The organism is Hymenobacter sp. NBH84, assembly GCF_014217645.1.
Lineage (GTDB): Bacteria > Bacteroidota > Bacteroidia > Cytophagales > Hymenobacteraceae > Hymenobacter > Hymenobacter profundi.
Window position 1 is genome coordinate 1,457,709 of the sequence record NZ_CP043644.1, and the last position, 22,064, is coordinate 1,479,772.

Annotated in this window: 19 protein-coding genes; 7 read left to right on the forward strand and 12 right to left on the reverse strand. The window is 56.0% G+C overall.

Annotated features, from left to right (window positions below; translation table 11 throughout):
* Nucleotides 1-91 precede the first annotated feature (91 nt).
* Both F1C16_RS06075 and F1C16_RS06080 read left to right on the forward strand, forming a co-directional pair.
* Entirely contained in the window at nucleotides 92-1,045 is a 954-nt protein-coding gene (locus tag F1C16_RS06075; RefSeq protein WP_185283453.1) for a rhodanese-related sulfurtransferase, read from the forward strand.
* A 159-nt stretch (nucleotides 1,046-1,204) separates the two neighbouring features.
* Nucleotides 1,205-2,077, forward strand: coding sequence for a nucleoside phosphorylase (locus tag F1C16_RS06080; protein ID WP_185283454.1), 873 nt, complete (start codon nucleotides 1,205-1,207; stop codon nucleotides 2,075-2,077).
* Between the two features lie 156 nt (nucleotides 2,078-2,233).
* On the opposite strand, the gene F1C16_RS06085 is transcribed toward F1C16_RS06080, so the two are convergent.
* Both F1C16_RS06085 and F1C16_RS06090 read right to left on the reverse strand, forming a co-directional pair.
* A complete protein-coding gene (locus F1C16_RS06085; RefSeq protein WP_185283455.1) occupies nucleotides 2,234-2,539 on the reverse strand; it encodes a hypothetical protein in 306 nt (101 codons plus the stop codon).
* 94 nt (nucleotides 2,540-2,633) lie between these two features.
* Nucleotides 2,634-3,644, reverse strand: a complete 1,011-nt coding sequence (locus tag F1C16_RS06090; RefSeq protein ID WP_185283456.1) for an acyl-CoA reductase — start codon at nucleotides 3,642-3,644, stop codon at nucleotides 2,634-2,636.
* 188 nt (nucleotides 3,645-3,832) lie between these two features.
* On the opposite strand from F1C16_RS06090, the gene F1C16_RS06095 reads away from it, so the two are divergent.
* From F1C16_RS06095 to F1C16_RS06105, 3 genes are all read left to right on the forward strand, one after another.
* Nucleotides 3,833-4,183 carry a 4Fe-4S dicluster domain-containing protein gene (locus F1C16_RS06095; RefSeq protein ID WP_185283457.1) on the forward strand — a complete coding sequence of 117 codons (351 nt, stop codon included), beginning with the start codon at nucleotides 3,833-3,835 and terminating at the stop codon, nucleotides 4,181-4,183.
* A 297-nt stretch (nucleotides 4,184-4,480) separates the two neighbouring features.
* Nucleotides 4,481-7,111: a valine--tRNA ligase gene (locus tag F1C16_RS06100; RefSeq protein ID WP_185283458.1), complete on the forward strand. Its 2,631-nt coding sequence runs from the start codon at nucleotides 4,481-4,483 to the stop codon at nucleotides 7,109-7,111.
* 199 nt (nucleotides 7,112-7,310) lie between these two features.
* Complete coding sequence (locus F1C16_RS06105; protein WP_185283459.1) at nucleotides 7,311-9,419, forward strand: S9 family peptidase; 2,109 nt, start codon at nucleotides 7,311-7,313, stop codon at nucleotides 9,417-9,419.
* Nucleotides 9,420-9,565: 146 nt separating this feature from the next.
* Here the strand turns inward: F1C16_RS06105 and F1C16_RS06110 are convergent, their stop codons facing one another.
* From F1C16_RS06110 to F1C16_RS06120, 3 genes are all read right to left on the reverse strand, one after another.
* Nucleotides 9,566-9,775, reverse strand: a complete 210-nt coding sequence (locus F1C16_RS06110; protein ID WP_185283460.1) for a hypothetical protein — start codon at nucleotides 9,773-9,775, stop codon at nucleotides 9,566-9,568.
* Nucleotides 9,776-9,850: 75 nt separating this feature from the next.
* Nucleotides 9,851-11,266 carry a dihydrolipoamide acetyltransferase family protein gene (locus tag F1C16_RS06115; RefSeq protein WP_185283461.1) on the reverse strand — a complete coding sequence of 472 codons (1,416 nt, stop codon included), beginning with the start codon at nucleotides 11,264-11,266 and terminating at the stop codon, nucleotides 9,851-9,853.
* Between the two features lie 116 nt (nucleotides 11,267-11,382).
* On the reverse strand, nucleotides 11,383-12,639 hold the full coding sequence (locus F1C16_RS06120) for a competence/damage-inducible protein A (RefSeq protein ID WP_185283462.1): 1,257 nt from the start codon (nucleotides 12,637-12,639) through the stop codon (nucleotides 11,383-11,385).
* 96 nt (nucleotides 12,640-12,735) lie between these two features.
* Between F1C16_RS06120 and F1C16_RS06125 the strand changes: the two genes are divergently transcribed.
* Nucleotides 12,736-13,491, forward strand: coding sequence for a DUF4197 domain-containing protein (locus F1C16_RS06125; protein WP_185283463.1), 756 nt, complete (start codon nucleotides 12,736-12,738; stop codon nucleotides 13,489-13,491).
* A 130-nt stretch (nucleotides 13,492-13,621) separates the two neighbouring features.
* Here F1C16_RS06125 and F1C16_RS06130 read toward each other — a convergent pair whose 3' ends face one another.
* The 7 genes from F1C16_RS06130 to F1C16_RS06160 form a co-directional block, all read right to left on the reverse strand.
* Complete coding sequence (locus F1C16_RS06130) at nucleotides 13,622-13,984, reverse strand: hypothetical protein (RefSeq protein WP_185283464.1); 363 nt, start codon at nucleotides 13,982-13,984, stop codon at nucleotides 13,622-13,624.
* 117 nt (nucleotides 13,985-14,101) lie between these two features.
* Nucleotides 14,102-14,704: a Uma2 family endonuclease gene (locus F1C16_RS06135; RefSeq protein ID WP_185283465.1), complete on the reverse strand. Its 603-nt coding sequence runs from the start codon at nucleotides 14,702-14,704 to the stop codon at nucleotides 14,102-14,104.
* Between the two features lie 43 nt (nucleotides 14,705-14,747).
* Nucleotides 14,748-15,410, reverse strand: a complete 663-nt coding sequence (locus F1C16_RS06140) for an ABC transporter ATP-binding protein (RefSeq protein ID WP_258049039.1) — start codon at nucleotides 15,408-15,410, stop codon at nucleotides 14,748-14,750.
* Nucleotides 15,370-16,167 carry an acyl-ACP--UDP-N-acetylglucosamine O-acyltransferase gene (gene lpxA, locus F1C16_RS06145; protein WP_185283466.1) on the reverse strand — a complete coding sequence of 266 codons (798 nt, stop codon included), beginning with the start codon at nucleotides 16,165-16,167 and terminating at the stop codon, nucleotides 15,370-15,372. Before lpxA ends, F1C16_RS06140 begins: the two co-directional genes overlap by 41 nt.
* Before the next feature lie 108 nt (nucleotides 16,168-16,275).
* Nucleotides 16,276-17,667, reverse strand: a complete 1,392-nt coding sequence (locus F1C16_RS06150) for a bifunctional UDP-3-O-[3-hydroxymyristoyl] N-acetylglucosamine deacetylase/3-hydroxyacyl-ACP dehydratase (protein WP_185283467.1) — start codon at nucleotides 17,665-17,667, stop codon at nucleotides 16,276-16,278.
* 134 nt (nucleotides 17,668-17,801) lie between these two features.
* Nucleotides 17,802-18,842: a UDP-3-O-(3-hydroxymyristoyl)glucosamine N-acyltransferase gene (gene lpxD, locus F1C16_RS06155; protein WP_185283468.1), complete on the reverse strand. Its 1,041-nt coding sequence runs from the start codon at nucleotides 18,840-18,842 to the stop codon at nucleotides 17,802-17,804.
* 84 nt (nucleotides 18,843-18,926) lie between these two features.
* Entirely contained in the window at nucleotides 18,927-20,153 is a 1,227-nt protein-coding gene (locus F1C16_RS06160) for an HD domain-containing protein (protein WP_185283469.1), read from the reverse strand.
* A gap of 331 nt (nucleotides 20,154-20,484) precedes the next feature.
* Here F1C16_RS06160 and F1C16_RS06165 point away from each other — a divergent pair, with 331 nt between their 5' ends.
* Nucleotides 20,485-22,050, forward strand: coding sequence for a PglZ domain-containing protein (locus F1C16_RS06165; protein WP_185283470.1), 1,566 nt, complete (start codon nucleotides 20,485-20,487; stop codon nucleotides 22,048-22,050).
* Nucleotides 22,051-22,064: the final 14 nt, after the last annotated feature.

The window sequence follows — 22,064 nt, forward strand, 5'->3', positions numbered from 1 at the left end:
GCAGAAACTGATCTGTTGAATTGAATAAGTTCTGTTCGAGTATTCAGTGAATCAGCTATTTAATTTTCAATTCTTAATTTTCGATTGAAAAATGGATTACCTCGTTCTGTTGTATTACTGCTACGCGCCCATTGACGACGTAGACGTATTTCGGGAGGAGCACCACCGCTTATGCCTGCGCCTGCACTTGCGCGGCCGCATCATTGTGGCGCCGGAAGGGCTGAACGGTACAGTATCGGGCCGACGGGCCGACTGCGAGGAGTACATGCGCGTGGTGAAAGCTGATCCGCGCTTCGCGGCGCTGGAGTTCAAAATAGAACCCGCCGATGCCCACACATTCCAGAAGCTGCACGTGCGCGTGAAGCCCGAAATCGTGCACGTGGGCCTACCCGACATCAAGCCCTACGAGCGCACCGGCATCCACCTCTCACCCCAGGAGTTCAAGGACATGAAGGACCAGGACGACGTGGTGGTGCTAGACGTGCGCTCCGATTACGAGCACGAGCTGGGACGTTTCAAAAACGCCATTACGCTCGATATTGAGAACTTTCGCGAGTTTCCGGGTAAGGTAGAGGAGCTAGCGCAGTATAAGGACAAGAAAATCCTGACCTACTGCACTGGCGGCATCAAGTGCGAAAAAGCTAGCGCCTTTCTGCTAGAGCAAGGCTTCGAGAATGTGTACCAGCTGCACGGCGGTATTATCAAGTACGGACTGGAAGCCGGCGGTGAGGATTTTGACGGCAAATGCTACGTATTCGATGGCCGTGTGGCGGTGGATGTCAACAGCGTCAACCCGACCATCATTTCCACCTGCCACCACTGCCATACGCCCTCGGCGCGCATGGTGAACTGTGCCAACCCGCACTGCAACGACCACCTGCCCCTCTGCGAAACCTGCGCCGAGCAGCTGGAAGGTGCCTGCTCGCCTACCTGCCAGCAGCACCCCGACAAGCGCCCCTACGATGGCACGGGTACCTACCCCAAAAACAGCAACAATTATAATCCTGAGCAGGGCTTGTTATCGTATAGGGCACCTGCTAAGTAGGCATTATAAATAGTTTATCATCCTGAGCAGCGCGAAGGACCTTCTCACGCTAGAGCGACTATCATAACAACGATTCGTTCTGGCGTGAGAAGGTCCTTCGCGCTGCTCAGGATGACACTTTTTCTATATTCGCTTTCTCCCACCTAAAACACCTTCCTCATGCCTATTCCTGAATCGGAGCTGATCCTGAACAAAGACGGCAGCATCTACCACCTCAACCTGCTACCCGATCATATCTCCGAAACTATCATCACGGTGGGCGACCCGGAACGGGTGCCGATGGTCAGCCAGCACTTCGATTCCATTGAGACAAAGATTCAGAAGCGCGAGTTTGTGACCCACGTAGGCTACTACAAAGGCAAGCGTCTCACGGTGATTTCGACCGGCATGGGCACCGATAATATCGATATTCTGCTCAACGAGCTGGATGCGCTGGTCAACATTGACTTCATGGCGCGGGAGGCCTGCCCACACGACGAGCGGATTCAGCTGCGCATTGTGCGCATTGGCACCAGTGGCGCCTTACAGGCCGATATTCCGGTAGGCTCGCACCTCGTTACGGAGCACGCCGTGGGCCTCGATTCACTGATGCAGTTCTACCCTTTAGTTGAAACGGGCCTGGAAGTTGAAGTTGCCACCGGTGTTCAGCAAGCCTTGCAGCTGCCCTACCGGCCCTATTGCGTGCGCGGCTCCGACCTGCTGCGCGAGCAACTCGGGAAAGGTATGGTGGTAGGCAATACCCTCACCTGCCCCGGTTTCTATGGGCCCCAGGGCCGCGTACTGCGCCTCGACCTGCGCCAACCCGACTTGATCCAGCAGTTCCAGAATTTCCGTCACCAAAGCGCCGAAGGGGAGTTGCGTCTTACCAACTTCGAGATGGAAACGGCTGGCTATTATGCCCTGGGCCGTATGCTCGGCCACGAGGTAGTATCGCTAAACGCCATCGTAGCCAACCGCGCCACCGGCGAGTTTGCTACCGACTCGGAAAACGTCATCAACGATTTGATTGTGAAAACGCTGGACCGAGTGTAGTTGACGAGTTGTTCATTTAGAAGTTTTAAACAAAGCGTGTCATCCTGAGCGCAGCGAAGGACCTTCTCACGCGTGAACGATAGGCGTATTAACGACTCGTTCTGCCGTGAGTAGGTCCTTCGCTGCGCTCAGGATGACACGCTTTATGGGTTTCGCTTAGTAAAAATCAAACCCTAGCACGGCCTGCAAGGGTAGGGATACGCCAGCTTTCAGCGTGAGGCTGTTGTCGTGGCAGGCCCAGATGCTGGTGTGCACGCGGCGGGTGATGTAGTCAGACGTGCGGAAATAGATGTCGACTTTACCCTGATAGTTGTTGCCGAGTGCCGTGGCGCGGTCGGCATCGTGCTGGCGGCGTTGTCGGTCGAGCGGATCTGTGAGAACATCTTCGGTAGGAAAGTGCAGACTTGGAATAGCTTCTTTCTCAATGATTTCGGCTGTGTCTGTCGAAGGTGTGAAGGGCATAGGTTGAAAAGGTAAATGGGTAGAGTAGGGTGAGAAAGTAAGTAAAGAACGCTTGTAGTGATTTGAAGCGTATTAAAACGGCATTATACTTCCATTAAAACTGCGCTAGAAATTTCATCGTGTCAATGCCGTCGGCGTAGTCCCACACCTGCGGGTGCTGCGCCCGCCCAAAAGCAAAGCTGCCCGGATATTGCCCGCCCGCCGATACCAGACACTGCGTTTGCGCAGCCACGGTAGTCAGGCGCTCCACTAGGTCTACCTCATGCTGATAGCCCTCGTAGTGCACCACCGAGATAGGCGACACCAACTGCGGACTTTCTGTCAGCAGCAGGAAACCGTTGTCGTAGTGCGGTACGCCGTTCACCAGCAGAATGCTTTTGTTGTAGTCGTAGTTGTTCTGGTATTTGTGATGGTCGAGAATGTGGTGCCAGGGTTGCAGCGCGTCGAGCAGGGTAGGGAAGGAGAAGCCCACCGGCACGTACAGCTTGCTCACGTTGCGGCAGCCCAAACCGTAGTAGCGGAAAATATCCTCGCCTAGCAAGCCCAAATCGTGTTCCGACTCGCGGCCCGTGAGGATAGCCAGGCTGGTGCGGTTGCGGCGGATAAGGTTGGGCTTCTTGCCGAAATAGTATTCGAAGTAACGGCCCGTGTTATCGGAGCCGGTGGCAATGAAGGCATCGGCAGCGTTCAGGCGCGGCGCAAAGCGAATCATTTCCTCGAAGCGCGGTTCGATCTTCACCAACTCGCTGGCAATCCAGGTCATGAGCACAGTGTCGTCGGAGCTAGGTTTTGCCAGTAAAATGTGGCCGCTGAGCAGTACGCACAGCAGATCGTGAAAGCCTACCAGCGGAATATTGCCGGCCATGACTACGCCAATTTGGCGAGGCTGCTCCGGCTCGGCGGGGTAGCGGCCGGCCCATTGGCGCAGCGGTTCCTCGTCCAACAGTTCGGCAATGCCTTTGATAGCATAGGCTACATTGGTAGGCGTGAACCAGTTGTTCTGGTTGCGCGCACGGGCACCTAGGCTAGCTAGTTCGTCTTCGGATAGGTTCTGCAAACGCTGGCCCAAGGCCACGAAGGCCGCTAGGCGGTCAGAATGATTCATAGAGGAAAGATGGGGTGGAAGGCTGAAGTTTGAGTGAAGCAGGGCTAGAAAGCCCATTTCAGATCAACATTCAACGCTTAAAATTACGCGCACTGCGAGTTAGTTTCTATTTTTGTCGACCCGCGTTACGTTTGCGGCGCTTTTTACGTAAGCAACGACGTTACCTCAGCATAAAAATACAGACGGCTATGTCCATCATGATAACCGACGAGTGCATCAATTGTGGTGCCTGCGAACCGGAATGCCCCAACAATGCTATTTACGAAGGCGGTGCCCAGTGGCGCTGGGCCGACGGAACGGCCCTGAAAGAAGTGGAAATGGACGGCGGTACCGTGGTGTCGGGCGTGGCCCCGCAAACCCCGATTTCCGACGAGTATTACTACATCGTGTCCGATAAATGCACTGAGTGCGTTGGCTTCCACGAGGAGCCCCAGTGCGCCGCCGTGTGCCCCGTAGACTGCTGCGTAGACGACCCCGACTACCGCGAATCGGAGCCGGAGCTACTGAAAAAGAAAGAGTGGCTGCACGCCGAGGCGTAAGCTGCTTCTTTATCACTCAGAAGCCTGCCTCTGCCAAGAGGTAGGCTTTTTTGTGGGGTAGGGAAATTGGGTTGATGAGGCTGAGGGAAGAAAACGTCTGTCATCCTGAGCGGAGCGAAGGACCTTCTCACGTGAGAAAGACAGTCGCAACAATGACTCGTCCCCTGTTCATCGTTTTCGCGTGAGAAGGTCCTTCGCTCCGCTCAGGATGACAGGTCCTACCTAGTCTCACGTCAACTCACTACCCAGACCCTACTAAATCCCTATTTTTGCTCTTTCAACTAGATTCTCCCGTCGATGTCCATCGCCAAAACCTACTCTCCCGCCGACGTTGAAGCCAAATGGTACCAGCGCTGGCAGGAAAAAGGCTTTTTCCACGCCAAGCCCAACCCGCGCAAGCCCGCCTACTCCGTGGTGATTCCGCCGCCCAACGTAACGGGCGTGCTGCACATGGGCCACATGCTCAACAATACCATTCAGGATGTGCTGGTGCGCCGGGCGCGCATGCAGGGTAAGGAAGCGTGCTGGGTGCCCGGCACCGACCACGCCAGCATTGCCACCGAGGCCAAGGTAGTAGCGCTGTTGCAGGAAAAAGGCATCAGCAAAAAAGACCTGACCCGCGAGGAGTTCCTGACCCATGCTTGGGACTGGAAAGAAAAGTACGGCGGCATCATTCTGGAGCAGCTCAAGAAGCTGGGCGCCAGCTGCGACTGGGACCGCACGCGCTTCACGATGGAGCCCGAACTGACCGAGGCCGTACTGCGCGTATTCGTGGACCTGTATCGCAAAGGCCAGATTTACCGCGGCGTGCGCATGGTGAACTGGGACCCCAAAGGCGGTACCGCGCTGAGTGACGAGGAAGTAATTCCGAAGGACACGATGGCCAAGATGTACCACCTCAAATACGAGGTAGTAGGGACCGAAGGCCAAGCGCTGACGGTGGCTACTTCCCGCCCCGAAACCATTATGGCCGACGTAGCCGTAGCGGTGAACCCGAACGACCCACGCTACACGCACCTGATTGGGCAGCGGGTTCGGATTCCGCTGCTGGGCCGCGAAATTCCGGTGATTGGCGACGAGTACGTGAGCATCGACTTCGGGACGGGTGCGCTGAAAGTGACGCCCGCGCACGATCTGAACGACTACGAGCTGGGCCTGAAGCACAACCTGCCCGTTATCGACATTCTCAACAACGACGGTACGCTCAACGAAAAAGCGGTTCTGTACGTGGGGCAGGACCGCTTTGCCGCGCGTCGCAACGTGGTGAAGGACCTGGAAGAAGCCGGCCTGCTTGACAAGGTAGAGGAGTACGCCAGCGTGCTGCAAACCTCGGAGCGCACCGGCGCCGTGATTGAGCCGCGCTTGTCGCTGCAATGGTTCTGCAAGATGGACCACATGGCGAAAAAGGCGCTGGAAGTAGTCGAAAATGACGAAATCAAGCTGCACCCGCCCAAGTTCAAGAACATGTACCGCGCGTGGATGGAGAACGTGCGCGACTGGTGCATTTCGCGGCAACTGTGGTGGGGCCAGCGCATTCCGGCCTACTACCTGCCCGACGGTTCGTTTGTAGTAGCCCTGGACTCGGAAGAAGCGTTGAAGCTCGCCCGCGAGCAAAGCGGCAACCAAAACCTGCAAGCCAGCGACCTGCGCCAGGACGAAGACGTGCTGGATACGTGGTTCTCATCGTGGCTGTGGCCGATTTCGGTATTTGACGGTTTCAAGGACCCCGACAACGCCGACATCAACTATTTCTACCCTACCGACGACCTCGTAACGGCTCCCGAAATCCTGTTTTTTTGGGTGGCCCGCATGATTATGGCTGGGTTGGAATACCGCAAGGAAGTGCCTTTCCGCAACGTCTACCTCACCGGCATTGTACGCGACGACCAGGGTAGGAAGATGAGCAAGCAACTCGGCAACTCGCCCGACCCGCTCGACCTCATTGCCCAATACGGCGCCGACGGCGTGCGTACCGGCATGCTGTTTTCCTCGCCAGCCGGCAACGACTTGCTGTTTGATATCAAGCTGGTGGAGCAAGGTCGCAACTTCACCAACAAGCTCTGGAACGCTTTCCGCCTCACGCAGGGCTGGGAGGTAGACGCCGCCCTACCCTTCGCCAATCAAAAAGCCGTGGAGTGGTTCGGGGCGAAGCTGCAAACCACGTTAGCCGAGCTGGACGAGCACTTCGAGAAGTTCCGGATGTCGGACGCGCTGATGACGGTGTACAAGCTGGTGTGGGACGACTTCTGCTCGGTATACCTGGAAATGGTGAAGCCCGCCTACCAGGCTCCTATCGATGCCGAAACGCTGCGCTACACCACCGCCTACCTCGAAACCCTGCTGAAGCTGCTGCACCCGTTCATGCCCTTCATCACGGAGGAAATCTGGCACGAACTGGCCGAGCGCACCGATAAGGACTACCTCTGCGTGGCCGCTTGGCCCAAGCCGCAGCCGGTAGTCGGTGGCGCCGAACTGCTGGCCCGCATGAGCCAGGCGCTGGACGTGGTGGCCGGTATCCGCAACATCCGCAATCAGAAAGGCCTCGGCCCCAACAAGCCGCTGACTTTGTCCGCCAAAACCGACGACGTGCAGCTGCTACAAGACTACGATGGCATCCTGCGCAAGCTGGGGGCGCTAACGGAAATCAATGTGGTAGACGCTGCGCCCGCCGCCGCGGTAGGCTTCGTTTCGGGTGGCTCGGAGTTCTTTATTCCGTTGGAAGGCCAGATTGACCTCGGTGCCGAAAAAGAGCGCCTGACCAAGGAATTGGAATACGCTCAAGGTTTCCGTGATTCGGTGCTGAAAAAGCTGGCCAACGAGAAGTTTGTGCAAAACGCTAAGCCCGACTTGGTAGAGCGTGAGCGCCAGAAGCTAGCCGACGCCGAAGCCAAGATTACGGCACTGGAGCAGAGCTTAGCAGCACTGTAAAGGGTAGGAGTAAACTAATAGGACGTCCTTTCGACCGTAGGGAGAAATCTCGCGTGCTGATGAAGAATAGTATCTTTCGTCAGCACGCGAGATTTCTCCTTGCGATCGAAAGGACGTTTTTGTATGTGCTGTGTAACTCGGTGCAACCCTCGCTCCACGGCTGTATCTTTCCCTCCCAAACCCTACCCCTTCCACAACGATGAAGAAATCTACTATCCTATTCAGCGCTTTAGCTATGGCCGCCGGGGCCCAGGCACAGCAGGCGCCTACCCCGCCTGTGGCTCTGGTGAAGCCTAAAGAGCTGAAAATGGGAAGCAACGTGCGCACCGACAATTACTACTGGCTGAACGAGCGCACCAACCCGCAGGTAATCAGCTACCTCGATGCTGAAAATGCCTACTTCGATAAGATGATGGCGCCGGTGAAGGACCTGGAAGAGAAGTTCTACCAGGAAATAAAGGGCCGCATCAAGGAGCAGGACGAGTCGGTGCCCTACCGCGACAACGGCTATTACTACTACACCCGCTACGAAAAAGGCGGCGAGTACCCCATCTACTGCCGCAAGAAGGGCGACCTGAAAGCGCCGGAAGAAGTGCTGCTGAACGCCAACCAAATGGGTCAGGGTAAGACCTACTTCCAAATCGGCGGCTACGAAGTCAGCGACAACAATCAGTTGATGGCCTACGGCGTAGATACCGTGAGCCGCCGCCTCTACACGCTGCGTTTCAAGGACTTGAAGACGGGCAAGGCCTACCCCGAAGCCATTCCGAACACCAGCGGCAGTGCCGTATGGGCCGCCGATAACAAAACCGTGTTCTACGCCAAAAAGGACGTGACCACGCTGCTGCCCTACCAACTCTACCGCCATACCCTCGGCACCGACCCCAAACAGGATAAGCTGATATACGAGGAAAAGGATAACACCTTTAATCTAGGAGTAGGTCGTTCGAAATCAAAGAAATACATCTTCCTGGCGCTCGGTAGCTCCCTTTCCAACGAAATTCGGTACCTGGATGCCGCCACGCCCACCGGCGAGTTCAAAACCTTCCTACCCCGCGAAAAGGACCACCTCTACGACGTGGAGCACTTAGGCGACCAGTTCTATGTGCGCACCAACTGGGAGGCGCCCAACTACCGCCTGATGGCAACTCCCGTAGGCAACACCGCCAAATCGGCGTGGAAAGACGTTATTCCGGCCCGTAAAGACGCGTTTATTGATGCGTTCGATGTGTTCCGGGACTACCTCGTGGTGAACGAGCGCAAGGAAGGCCTGCGCCAACTGCTCATTATGGGTCTGAAGGACAAAAAGAAAAACTACATGACCTTCAGTGAGCCGGCGTATACCGCCACCATCGGCGTAAATCCGGAGCTAGATACGCCGGTGCTGCGCTACAACTACACCTCGCTCACCACGCCGTCCTCTACCTATGACTACAACATGGCGACCGGCAAAAGCACTTTGCTCAAGCAGCAGGAGGTGGTAGGCAGCTTCAAGAAAGAAGACTACGTGACGGAGCGCACCTTCGTGAAAGCCCGCGACGGGGCCATGGTGCCGATTTCCATTGTTTATAAGAAAGGCTTCAAGAAAGACGGCAAGGCGCCGCTGTTGCAGTACGCTTATGGTTCCTACGGTTTCTCGCAGGACCCCGGCTTCTCGGCGGCTCGCCTCAGTTTGCTGGATAGAGGGTTTGCTTATGTGCTCTGCCACATTCGGGGCGGGCAGGAAATGGGTAGGGAGTGGTTCGAGAACGGCCGTATGCTGCACAAAAAGAACAGCTTCACCGATTTCATCGACTGTTCGGAGTACCTGATTCAGCAGAAGTATACCTCGCCGGAGAAGCTGTTTGCGATGGGCGGCTCGGCGGGCGGTCTGCTGATGGGCGCCGTGGTAAACATGCGCCCTGACCTATACAAAGGCATCATTGCTGGCGTGCCGTTTGTGGACGTGGTAACCACCATGCTTGACGAAAGCATTCCCTTGACCACTGGTGAGTACGACCAGTGGGGCAATCCCAACGAGCAGCAGTACTATGACTACATGCTGTCCTACTCGCCCTACGACAACGTGAAGAAGCAAGCCTACCCCAACATGCTCGTTACCACTGGCCTACACGACTCGCAGGTGCAGTATTTCGAGCCGGCCAAGTGGGTAGCCAAGCTCCGTATGATGAAAACAGATAACAATATGCTGCTCCTGCACACCGACATGGCCGCCGGCCACGGCGGCGCCTCCGGCCGCTTCAAATCCCTCCACGACACGGCCCGGCAGTATGCCTTTATGATGCTGGTGCTGGGCATGCGGGCGTAGGTTGGTTGGAGTAAAAACAGCCGTGTCATCCTGAGCTTGCGAAGGACCTTATCACGTGAGAACGAGTCATTGCTATGATGACCATTCTGGCGTAATAAGGTCCTTCGCAAGCTCAGGATGACACGGCTGTTTTATTTACAATTACCTTACTGTAACGTGTCTCGCGTGACATCTTGCCGGCCGCGGGGCGCAACACCACGGTTCTGCATTTGCAGCTGAAACGTGACTTGCTCGCAGTCAGCAAAACGCTTTTCGGCTAGTTTCAAGGCTTCTTCGGTGGCCGTGAGCTGGCGGAATAGGTAGAGAATCAGGCCCAGCGCGATAAGCAAAGCAGCCAGGAAAACGTAGTTTTTCATCAGGATAAATAAGCAAAAAGATAAGCCCATCCGGCTGGATGGGCTTATGCGAAACCAGTGTGCGAAGATACGGCGCTAGATGGTAGTATTGGGGTCGAACTGCTCCAGGTAATCGGCTACCTTGCGCACGAACATACCGCCCAGCGAACCATCCACCACGCGGTGGTCGTAGCTGTGCGAGAGGAACATGAAGTGGCGGATGCCAATCAAATCGCCTTGGGGCGTCTCAATTACGGCCGGCTTCTTCTTGATAGCGCCCACGGCCATAATGGCCACTTGCGGCTGCATGATGATGGGCGTACCCATCACGTTGCCGAACGAGCCTACGTTGCTGACCGTATAGGTGCCGCCTTCCAAATCTTCAGGCTTCAGTTTGTTCTGACGGGCACGGTTGGCAAGGTCGTTCACGCGCTTGCTCAAGCCGTTCAGGTTCAGCTGGTCGGCGTTGTGAATCACGGGCACAATTAGGTTGCCGGAGGGTAGGGCCACGGCCACACCAATGTTGATGTCGCGCTTCTTGATGATGTAGTCGCCCTCCACCGATACGTTGATGTTCGGCAGGTCCTGTATAGCGCGGGCAATGGCCTGAATGAACAGCGGCGTGAACGTGAGGTTTTCGCCGGTGCGCTTCTTATATGCGTCTTTGTGCTGGTTGCGCCAGTTCACCAATTCCGTCACATCGGCCTCCACAAAGGAGGTAACGTGCGGAGAAATCCGCTTCGAGTCGATCATGCGCTGCGCAATCATCTTGCGCATGCGGTCCATTTCCACCAGCTCGTCGTTGCCGCTTACCGATGGAGCCGGTTTGGATTTCGACTCTGTGGTAGCAGTGGGTTTCGGCGCAGTAGTGGCTTTTGCTTCGGGCTGGGCTGCGGGAGTTGCAGGGGTTTCTGCCTGAGATGCACGAGCGGGGGTAGGAGCCGGCGCGGCTTGCGGCTGAGCTAGCGGCTTCTTACCGTCGGCTACGTAGTCCAGAATGTCCTTCTTGGTCACGCGGCCCTCGGCGCCGGTACCGGGCAATTGTTCCAAATCGGCCAGGGAAATGCCTTCTTCGCGGGCAATGCTGAGCACCAGAGGCGAGTAGAAACGGCCCGCGGCTGGCGAAGCTACACTAGAAGCTGGGGGCGTATCATGGGGCACGTGCGGCACCGTAGCAGCAGCTTCCTCCTCGTCGTCAGATGTATCGGGCGCAGAAGCCTGCGGCGTAGCTTCTGCCGCAGCGGCAGGAGCGCTAGCACTAGCGCCAGCAGCATCGGTTTCGACAATAGCAATGGGCGCACCCACTGGTACCACGTCGCCTTCCTGTACCAAAATTTCTTGCAGCACGCCGGCATGAAGGGCGGGTACCTCCGTATCTACCTTATCGGTAGCTACTTCCAGCACCGATTCGTCCTGCTCAATGGTGTCGCCTACTTGCTTCAGCCATTTCAGAACGGTGCCTTCCATAATGGATTCGCCCATTTTGGGCATCGTCATTTCCACTCGTGCCATAGGTTGCGGGAGGTATAGAGAAGTTAAGGGTGGGGGAGGATTGGTGCCGCAAAGGTAGCAGAAAGCAGCTAGGCTGCACGCAATAGGTAAGGAGCGGCTGAGCGAGCAAGCCGCCCTTACACTATCGGTGGCAAGCTTAAACGCAGCAGATTCAAAACGGCGGTGGAGGTATACTCGATGTTGAGTTGCCGGCCCCGGTCGAAGCTAAGCTGGCGGCTAACGGTTTGATGAGCGTCGGCGTACGCAATGCAGATGGTGCCCACCGGCTTTTCGGGCGTGCCACCACCGGGGCCAGCAATGCCACTAGCAGCTACCGCCACATCTACGCCCAAGTGCTGGCGGAGACCTTCGGCCATTTCGCGGGCAGTGGCTTCGCTCACGGCGCCATAGGCTTCCAGGGTTTCAGGCTTCACGCCTAATTCTTTCATCTTAATATCGTTGTGATACGCCACGATGCTACCCTGAAAATAAGCCGAGCTACCCGGCACGCTGCTGATGCGCTGGGCGATGTAGCCGCCGGTGCAGCTCTCGGCGGTGCCCACCGTAAGCCCTCGCTCCCGCAGCAATTGGCCAACGGCTTCTTCCAGCTTCACTTCGCCTTCGGCAAAAATATGCGTGCCCAGCTGTTCACGCAGCGCAGGGAGTAGGGCTAGCACGCGGCCGCGCAGGTCGGGCTGGCCGTCGTCGGTGCCGGTGAGGCGCAGGCGTACAGTCCCAAGTGAAGGGAGATAGGCCAGCTTCACGTTGGGGGGTAGGGCGTCCTCCCAATCGGCAATCTGCTGCGCCAGGAACGACTCGCCCAGCCCTACCGTCTGCACCACCACGTGCTCGATGGGCGCCGTATGAAAGTGCTCTTGCAAGCGCGGCAATACCGTGTCGGTCATCATGCGCTTCATCTCAAACGGCACGCCCGGCATCGATACGAACACCGTGCCCCGGTCTTCAAACCACATGCCCGGCGCCGTACCCATGGGGTTAGGCACCACTTCGCACACGCGCGGCACGTACGCCTGCTGGCGGTTCACGTCCAGCATGGGCCGGTTGTAGCGGGCAAAGATGGCCTCTACGTGTTGCAAGGTAGGCTCATGCAGCACCAGCTCCGAGCGGAAATACTCGGTGAGCACGTGCTTGGTGAGGTCGTCCTTAGTGGGGCCGAGGCCACCCGTGAGTAGGATAACGTCGGCCCGTTCGCGGGCAGCGTCCAGGGCCTGCACAATCTCGGCGCCCCGGTCCGATACGCTGGAAATCTGCCGTACCCGGATGCCGAGCTTGCCCAACTCCTGCCCCATAAAGGCCGAGTTCGTGTCGATAACCTGGCCGTAGAGCAGCTCGTCGCCGATGGTTATGATTTCCGCATTAGGTACCTGTTGCATAGCGTGGGAAGGGAGAGGGGCGAAGGTTTTTGGTCCGGTTTGTGTCTTTTCAAGAAAAGATTCGCTTCCACTAACTGTGAAACGCTGCTTTGAGTTATGAAAAATCTTCGCTCCTCCTTTCTTCTTGCTGGTTTGCTGTTGGGCCTGAATACGATGGCCTCGGCCCAGATATTCCAGCTGCCCAAAATTGGCGGTATCAAATTGCCTACTACCAAGAAGACCACCACTACCTCTACCACCGGCTCCGTAAGTCAGACGGAGGCGGCGGAAGGGTTGAAACAAGCCCTGATCCAGGGCATCAGCAAAGGCACCGATCAGGCTTCTCAAACGGACGGCTTCTACCTCAACAAGCTCATTCGGATTCCTTTTCCTCCCGATGCCCAGCGCGTAGCCAACACGTTGCGCACTATTGGGTTGGGTAGCCAGGTAGACCAGTTTGAGCTATCGTTGAACCGTGGGGCCGAAGACGCGGCCAAGAGCGCCAAACCTATCTTCTTGGCTGCCATCAAAAGCCTGACGTTCAAAGACGTGTGGGGTATCCTGACTGGCCAGAAAGACGCCGCTACCCAGTACCTCAAGCGCACCACTACAACCCAACTCACTACGGCTTTCCAGCCCATCATTCAGCAGTCGTTGGATAAAGTGAACGCCACGCGCTACTACACGGCCCTTACCACCCGCTACAACAGAATCCCATTGGTGACGCCCGTACAAACTGACCTCAACCAGTACGCCACCGGCAAAGCCATCGATGGCCTGTTTACACTGGTAGCGCAGGAAGAAGCCAATATCCGTGAGAACCCCGTAGCCCGTACTACAGAGCTGCTGAAGCGTGTATTTGGCAAGAGTTGATGTGCTGATTGTTGATGGAAATACAAGAAAGAAGGCCCGTGCTTATGCAAGCACGGGCCTTCTTTCTTGTATTTGTTGCGTGCTAAATGTGCAGAAAATCAGCATACCAGTACATCAAAAAATCAGCACATTAGTAATCATCATCGTCGTAACGGCCTTTGCCGCCGCGCTTGCTGCTGCGGCTGCTGTAGGTGTCGTCATCATCCAGGTCATCATCATCATCCAGATCGTCATCGAAGCTGCCGAAGCCGCTGCTGTCGCTGGAGTCGTCGGCAGCCTCTGCTGTGGCGTATTCTTCCTCCGTCATGCTGGCTAGGTCCAGGGCCTCGTCGTGCGAGGAGCCGGTGTCGCGCCACATCAGGTAGTCGGAGTATTTGGCCGAGAGCTTATCCTCGGCACTGCCGCGGGTTTTGCTGCCGCCGGCTTTAGCAAAATTGTCAAGCTCGTCGTCATCGTCGAGGTTGTCGTCGTCGAAGTCGTCGTACGTTCTCATAGCCGTGGTAAGGGGCGAAAAGAGGTGAAAAAAATAAAGCAGCTTCGTTGCGCCGCTGCCCAAGGGCGAAGATACGGCGAGGGCATTTAGAAGTTTGGGCGAAAGGTAAAGAGAATCTTACAAAGCGCCATTAGCAGCCGGCAAAGGTACTTTTCGGTAGATTTCGCTGACAGGAATTTCCACTTCCAAAGCGGATAATAGTACTTGATCAGTCAGCTGGCTGTACTCGCGAAAGTTCCACGTATCGGCCTCCAGTCGCGTGATGCATAGTATGCGTACACGTTGGCTATCAACCAGCAAATAGTGCCGCAGGCTGGAAATATTGCGGTATAGAAGAAACTTGCCTTCCTGATCATATTGTGCTGTGGAGCGGGAAGAAACCTCAACCAGCACAACCGGATTCAACAGTGTATCCAGGTAGGCGTCCGGCAAAAACTCTTCGTCTCCACACGCTACCACTACATCCGGGTAAGTATATAAACCATTGCTGGCTACATGTACACGCATATCGCTAGGATACACGTTGCAGGCATCACCAATACGCGTATCTAGTCCCACAATCAAATTGGTTACCAATAAGTTATGTTGCCGGCTAGCGCCGCCCATGGCATATACTTCTCCCTGAAAGTATTCGTGCTTACCAGCTATATCACGATGGGCAGCGCGCTCAGCGGCTAAGTACTCCTCGGGTGTAATATAGGGTTGTGGTTGGGCTGACATACCGAAATAGGTTATAATCAAATATACGCGCTACCAGCCATAATCAGCGGGCTGCCCGCGCTCCAAAATCCGTGACGTTGAGGTGGTTCGGGCAGAATTCGTATTCCTCCGGCACGTTGGAGCTGACCAACACCGTGCGCTCGGCAATGGTGGCGTGGGCGTGCTCCAAATACCACGCCACGCCGGCCCGGTCGAGGTTGGTGGTCGGCTCGTCGAGCAGGAGTAGGGGGGCGTCGGCGTAGAGGGCTAGGGCTAGCTTCAAGCGTTGCTTCATGCCTGAGGAAAAGTCGCGCACCAATTTATGACGCGAGTTTTCGAGGTACATCAACTCAATCAGCTTTTGGGGCGTGAGGCCGGGGCGCAGAGGCTTAAAGCGGGTGTGAAAGTGCAGCAGCTCCGTGAGCGTTAGCTCTTCTACTACTTCCAGGTAGGGCGCGCAGTACGCCAGCAGGCGTGGCACATCGTCCACGGCTACCGGTTTGCCTTGCCAGGAGTAGGTCAGCATGCCCTGGCTAGGCAGGAGCTGCCCCGACAACGTGTTGAGCAGCGTGCTTTTGCCCGAGCCGTTCGGGCCCAGAATAGCCGTGGCCGACCCCGGCTGAAACGTGTGAGTCAAGTCCCGAAAAATCCACTCGCGCAAGTAGCGCTTGCTTAACGAATGCGCCTCAATCTGCACTGTCGGCGCTGCGCGAGAAGCCTTTGACAATACCCCGACCAGAGGTACGGATAAAGTTGATTACCTCATCACGCTCGGGGCTCGGCAGTATTTCCAGCTCAATCTTATCAAGAGCATCACTGGTATTTAGCCCGCTCATGAATAACAAGCGGTAGCACTGTTGTACCTGCAAAATAGCAGCTTCGGAAAAACCCCGGCGCCGCAGCCCGACCGAATTAACGCCCGCGTAGGTGAGCGGCTCGCGTCCGGCCTTAATAAATGGTGGAACGTCTTTTCGCACTAAGGAGCCACCACCGATAAAGGCGTGCTGGCCAACTTGCACGAATTGATGCACTGCAGAAGTGCCACCTAAAATAGCCCAATCACCAATAGTAACGTGCCCAGCAATCTGCACGGCGTTGGAAATGACACAGTTGTCGCCGATGGTGCAATCGTGGGCTACGTGGACGTAGGCTTGCAGCAAACAGTTGCTACCTACTACGGTGCGCATTTTGTCCACGGTGCCGCGGTTCACCGTCACACACTCCCGAAGCACGGTGTTGTCGCCGATGTGGGCCGTGGTTTTTTCGCCCGCAAATTTCAGGTCCTGCGGTACGGCGGAAATGACGGCGCCTGGAAATATCTTACAGTTCTTGCCAATCCGGGCGCCCGGCATAATGGTCACGTTCGGACCAATCCAGGTACCCTCCCCGATTTCAACGTCCTGATAAATAGTGGAGAATGGCTCTACCACTACGTTATGGGCAATTTTTGCTTCGGGGTGGATATAGGCAAACGGCTGGTTCATGCTTTCTTTCAATTAAAAATTAATAATTAAAAATTAAGAATTGACAAGAATGGCGAGAGCAGCTAACGCTCCGGAGCCATCTTTTAATTTTTAACTTTTAATTCTTAATTAACTTTTCTTCACGATGCTGGCACTCATTTCGGCCTCCATCACCACTTTCCCGTTCACAAAAGCCTTGCCGCTCATCTTGGCAATACCCCGTTTGATGGGGGCCAGCAGCTGGCACTTAAAGATAATGGTGTCGCCGGGCTTCACCATGCGACGGAAGCGGCAGGTGTCGATGCCGAGGAAATACGTCCAGTAGTTTTCGGGGTCGGGTACGGTATTAAGTACCAGAATACCGCCGGTTTGGGCCATTGCCTCGATCTGTAATACGCCGGGCATCACGGGGTTGCCGGGGAAGTGACCGGGAAAAAACGGCTCGTTCATCGTCACGTTTTTCACGCCGGTTACCGTGGTGGCATCCAAGTGAATGATTTTGTCGATGAGCAGGAAGGGGTAGCGGTGGGGTAGGATGGCCGAAATCTGATTGATGTCCATTACCGGCACGCGGGCAGGGTCGTAGTGCGGCACCGGCGAGGAGTCTACCTCCAGCATCTTCTTTTTGATGCGCTTGGCAAACGCTACGTTGGCGGCGTGGCCGGGCCGGGCGGCCAGAATCTGCCCTTTCAGCGGGCGGCCTACCAGGGCCAGGTCGCCAATGAGGTCTAGGAGCTTGTGGCGGGCGGGCTCATTTTTGTGGCGCAGGTCCACATTGTTGAGGATGCCTTCCTTCTTCACGGCCACTTTGGGCTTGCCCAGCATCTCAGCCAGCTCGCTTAGCTCATCTTCGCTCACCACGCGGTCTACCACCACAATGGCGTTGCTCAGGTCGCCACCTTTGATGAGGTTCTGCTTGTAAAGTGCTTCCAGTTCGTGCAGGAAGCAAAACGTGCGCGACGAAGCAATTTCAGTGGCAAACTGCGACATCTCTGTAAGGGAGGCGTGTTGCGAGCCCAGCACCGGCGAGTTGTAGTCCACCATCACCGTGAGGCGATAGTTGTCGAGGGGTAGGGCGGCAATTTCCACGCCGCGGGGGTTGTCCTGGTAACGGATTTCGTCGGGAATCTCGAAGTAGTTGCGCAGGGCGTTCTGCTCTTCCAGCCCTACCTCCTGCAACGGCTTGATGAACTCGTACGACGAACCATCCATGATGGGCGGCTCGGGGCCGCTGAGCTGGATAAGCACGTTGTCAATTTGCAGGCCCACCAGGGCTGCCAACGTATGCTCCACAGTGTTTACGCGGGCGCCGTTTTGCTCGATAGTGGTGCCGCGGGAGAGGTCTACCACGTTGTCTACATCGGCATCTACGAGCGGTTGGCCAGGCAAATCGATGCGCTGAAATTTGTACCCGTGGTTGACCGGAGCCGGGCAGAAGGTCATGGTGGCCACCACGCCCGTGTGCAGGCCAATGCCGCTCACGGTTACCGGGGCCTTAATCGTGTGTTGCTTGTCGTTCATGTAAAGCTAGTAGCTACGGGCTGTTAGCTGTTAGCTGAATACCGTACAGGTGTATTCAGAAGGGTGACGTATGAGGTAAAAAACCAAGGCTAACAGCTAACAGCCAATAGCCAACAGCTTCTGTAGCGACAAAGCTATGACTTTTCCGGCTTTGGATTGGCACGTTCCAACACACTCAGGCGGCGCTCCAGGTCGGGTAAGTGTCGGAAAACGGCTTGGGCGCGCAGGCTGTCACGCAAATGGAAGGCGGGAGCACCCTGTAAGAATACCCCTTCTTCCTTGATAGACTTGCCTACCCCTGACTGGGCCGTAACCGTGGTATGGTTGGCCAACGTAAGGTGCCCGGCAATGCCCGTCTGGCCCGCCAGCACGCAGAAATCACCGATTTTAGTAGAACCCGACACGCCCGTTTGTGACGCAATAACCGTGTGCCGGCCTACCTCTACGTTGTGGGCCAGCTGCACCAGGTTGTCAATTTTGGCACCCTCTCGAATGACTGTGGAACCCATGGTAGCGCAGTCAATCGTGGTATTGGCTCCAATGCTCACGTTGTCTTCCAGCACCACGTTGCCAATCTGCGGAATGGGGCGGTAAGAGCCGTCGGGCTGGGGCGCAAAGCCGAAGCCGTCGGAGCCTAGCACCGCGCCGGCATGAATCACGCAACGGGCACCTACCACCGTATCGGAGTAGAGCTTGGCGCCAGCATAGATGATGGTACCGTCGCCGACGGTGCACCGGTCGCCGAGGTAGGCGTGCGGGAAAATTAGTACGTCGCGCCCAATTTTGCAGCCCTCGCCTACGTAGGAGAAGGCGCCGCGGTAGTGGCCTTCGCCTACCTCCGAGCCCGCGCCCAGAAAGGTCGGCTCCTCCACGCCCCGGCGGCCGGTGCGGGTGGCCTGCTGGTAGAATTCCAGCAGGGTAGTAAAGCTGGAATAGGGGTCATCGACGCGGATGAGGGCGGCGGTAACGGGCTGGCGCAGCACCAGGTCCCGGCTCACAATCACGGCCGACGCGCCCGTGGTATATAGGTGCGGCTCGTACTTGGCGTTGGCCAGAAAAGAGAGCGAACCCGGCTGGGCTTCTTCGATCTTCGCCAGCCGATCAATCTTTTGCGTGGCATCTCCTTCTGTTGTGCCGCGCAGCACTTCCGCCACCTGACTTACCGTAAATTCCATAGCGGGCAAAATTAGAGAAATATCCCTTTTTCTACTGTGAGCGTGACCTAGTTAGCTTCAAGCTCAGCAACTAGCTGTTAATCACTACATAATCTCCTTGGGGTAGCAGAGGTAGTGTTTTTCCACCCGTTGGCTGAGGGCGCGGATATTGGGTAGGTCCGAGGCCTCGGCTACGTTTACTACGCGTCCGCGCTTGGTGAGCACGTCGATGGTGTCGCCTACGGCGTCGTAGGCGTTGTTGCTGATACGGCCGTGCAGCATGAGTAAGGCAGCTTCATCAGCAGGCAGTTGAAAATGTTCGGCAATCAGCTCCGTCACACCCAGCTTGAAATCATCCTCAAACGCGTCGGACTGCAAGGTTATTTTAAACAGATGACGATTCAGGATGCTACTGGCCATGTAGCTGAGTACCTTGTCGGGGTGAGTGGCCCATTGCTTCACCGCGCCCCAAATGTCGTAGTCGTCGAGCTGCACGAAGCGCTGTAAAATGCTGTCGTCGGTGTCAAACTCGCGGATGCTGACCGGCCGACTCAGGAAGTAGTGCAGGCACGACGATGCCCCTACCTCCTGTCCGGCGCGGGCCAGGTCGCGGGCGCGCTGCACAATGCGAATCACCATCTGTTCGGCCGACGTAACGGTTTTGTGCAGGTACACTTGCCAGTACATCAGGCGGCGGCTCACTAGAAAGTTCTCGATGCTGTACACGGCTTTTTCTTCTAGTACCAACTTCTCGTCTACTACCGTCAGCATTTTGATGAGACGGTCAGCGCCTGGCCTACCCTCTTGCACACCCGTGTAGAAGGAGTCGCGGTTGAGGTAGTCGAGGCGGTCCATATCCAGTTGGCTGCTCACCAGCTGGTGAAAGAACGGCCGGGGGTAGGAGCCCTGGAAAATCTCGATAGCAAGATCGAGCTGCCCGTCAAACTCTGTATTTAGCCGCTGCATGAGATATAACGAGAGCTGCTCGTGCGGCACCCCATCGAAAATGCTGTGCTCTAGCGCGTGCGAAAGTGGCCCGTGGCCGATGTCGTGCAGCAAAATGGCAATCATGGCCGCCTCGCCTTCCTTGGCCGAAATCTTCACACCCTTATCCTTCAACGAGCGTAGCGCCAGCGACATCAGGTGCATAGCACCCAGCGCATGGTGAAAGCGCGTGTGCAGCGCCCCCGGATACACAAAGTTGGTCAAACCTAACTGCTGAATCCGCCGCAGCCGCTGGAAGTACGGGTGCTCAATCAGGTCAAACAGCAGCTCCGTGGGGATGGTCACGAAGCCGTATACAGGGTCGTTGAAGATTTTTTTCTTATTCATGATAGAACGTAGCGCCAAGCTCCAAGTTCGTGCTATAAAGCTACCGTAGCTGTTAGCGATGCAGCACATTTGCACAAGCTCAACGCTACTGCTTTGCACTGGTTGCTAACTATTTTCGGTTTTTCCTGGTTGATAATGGGGTAGAAGAATATAGCCTTGCCTTAATTTTCTAAAACCCAAAGTGCCGAATCAACGGTAAAGCTACTCACGAAACGGTAGCTGCTGGCTTGCCAGAATGCATTTCTTGCCACCGCGCGACAATGCAAGGCTACAACAGTTCGTTCAATAAGGCGCGAAGCACCACTTGGCGCTGCAACCCCAAGACCCCCCTATGCAATATTCCATTCTCTGGGCCGACGACGAAATCGATTTGCTCAAACCTCACATTCTCTTTCTCAAAGAAAAAGGCTACGATGTAACCGGCGTGAACTCTGGCGCTGATGCCATTGAGGAAATTCAGGAAAAAACCTATGATCTGGTGTTTCTGGATGAGAATATGCCCGGCCTTACTGGCCTTGAAACCCTCACCGAAATTAAGGCGATAAAGCCGACTGTGCCGGTAGTGATGATTACCAAGAGCGAGGAGGAGCACATTATGGAAGAGGCCATCGGGAGCAAGATTGCCGACTACCTCATCAAACCCGTGAACCCCAACCAGATCTTGCTGTCGGTGAAGAAGGTGCTGGACAACAAGCGCCTGGTGTCGGAGAAAACCAACAGCAGCTACCAGCGCGACTTCCGCCAGCTAGGCATGCAGCTAGGCGACCGGCTCTCGCCTTCGGAGTGGGCTGATGTGTATAAGAAATTGGCCTACTGGGAGTTGGAGATTGATGAGACGGAAGGCAAGAGTATGGCCGACGTGTTCAACATGCAGAAGGACGAAGCGAATACCTACTTCGGCCGTTTCATTACCGAAAACTACGAGGACTGGGTGAACGGCGACGACGAGGACGCCCCGCTCATGTCGCACCAGTTGTTTAAGGAGCGCGTATTTCCGCTGCTCAAGGAAACTGGCGATACGCCCGTATACTTCGTGCTCATCGACAACCTGCGCTACGACCAGTGGAAGATTCTGGAGCCCATCATTGCCGATCTGTTTACTGTGGACTCGGAGGAGATGTACTACTCCATCCTACCCACCACCACGGCCTATGCGCGCAACGCCATCTTCTCGGGCATGATGCCGGGCGAGATTCAGAAGAAATACCCTAATCTGTGGGTGAACGACGACGACGATGAGGGCAAGAACCTGCACGAGGCGGAGTTCATGGAAATCAACTTCCAGCGCGCCAACCAGAAGTACAAGCATAGCTACCATAAGGTAACCAACTTGCAGGCCGGCAAAGACTTGCTGGGCAAGATGAGCAACCTGCACAACAATTATAAGCTCAACGTCATCGTCTACAACTTTGTGGACATGCTCTCCCACGCCCGCACCGACATGGCCATGATTCGGGAGCTGGCCGCCGATGAGTCGGCGTACCGCAGCATCACCCGCTCGTGGTTTCTGCACTCGCCGCTGTATGAGATGCTGCAAACCATTGCCGAGAAGAAGGGCAAGCTCATCATCACCACCGACCACGGCACCATCCGTGTGAAGCGCCCCTACAAGATTGTGGGCGACCGAAACACGAATACCAACCTGCGCTACAAGCACGGCAAAAACCTGGGCTTCGACGACTCCCGCGACGTGTACGTGGTGCGCAAGCCCGAGCGCATCTTCCTACCCCGCGAGAACGTGAGCACGGCCTACGTGTTTACCGTGGGCGACTACTTCTTCGCCTACCCCAACAACTACAATTACTACGTGAACTACTATAAAGACACGTTCCAACACGGCGGCATCTCGCTGGAGGAATGTATCATCCCGTACATTACATTGACGGCAAAAGGGTAGGGGAAGTTTGCACT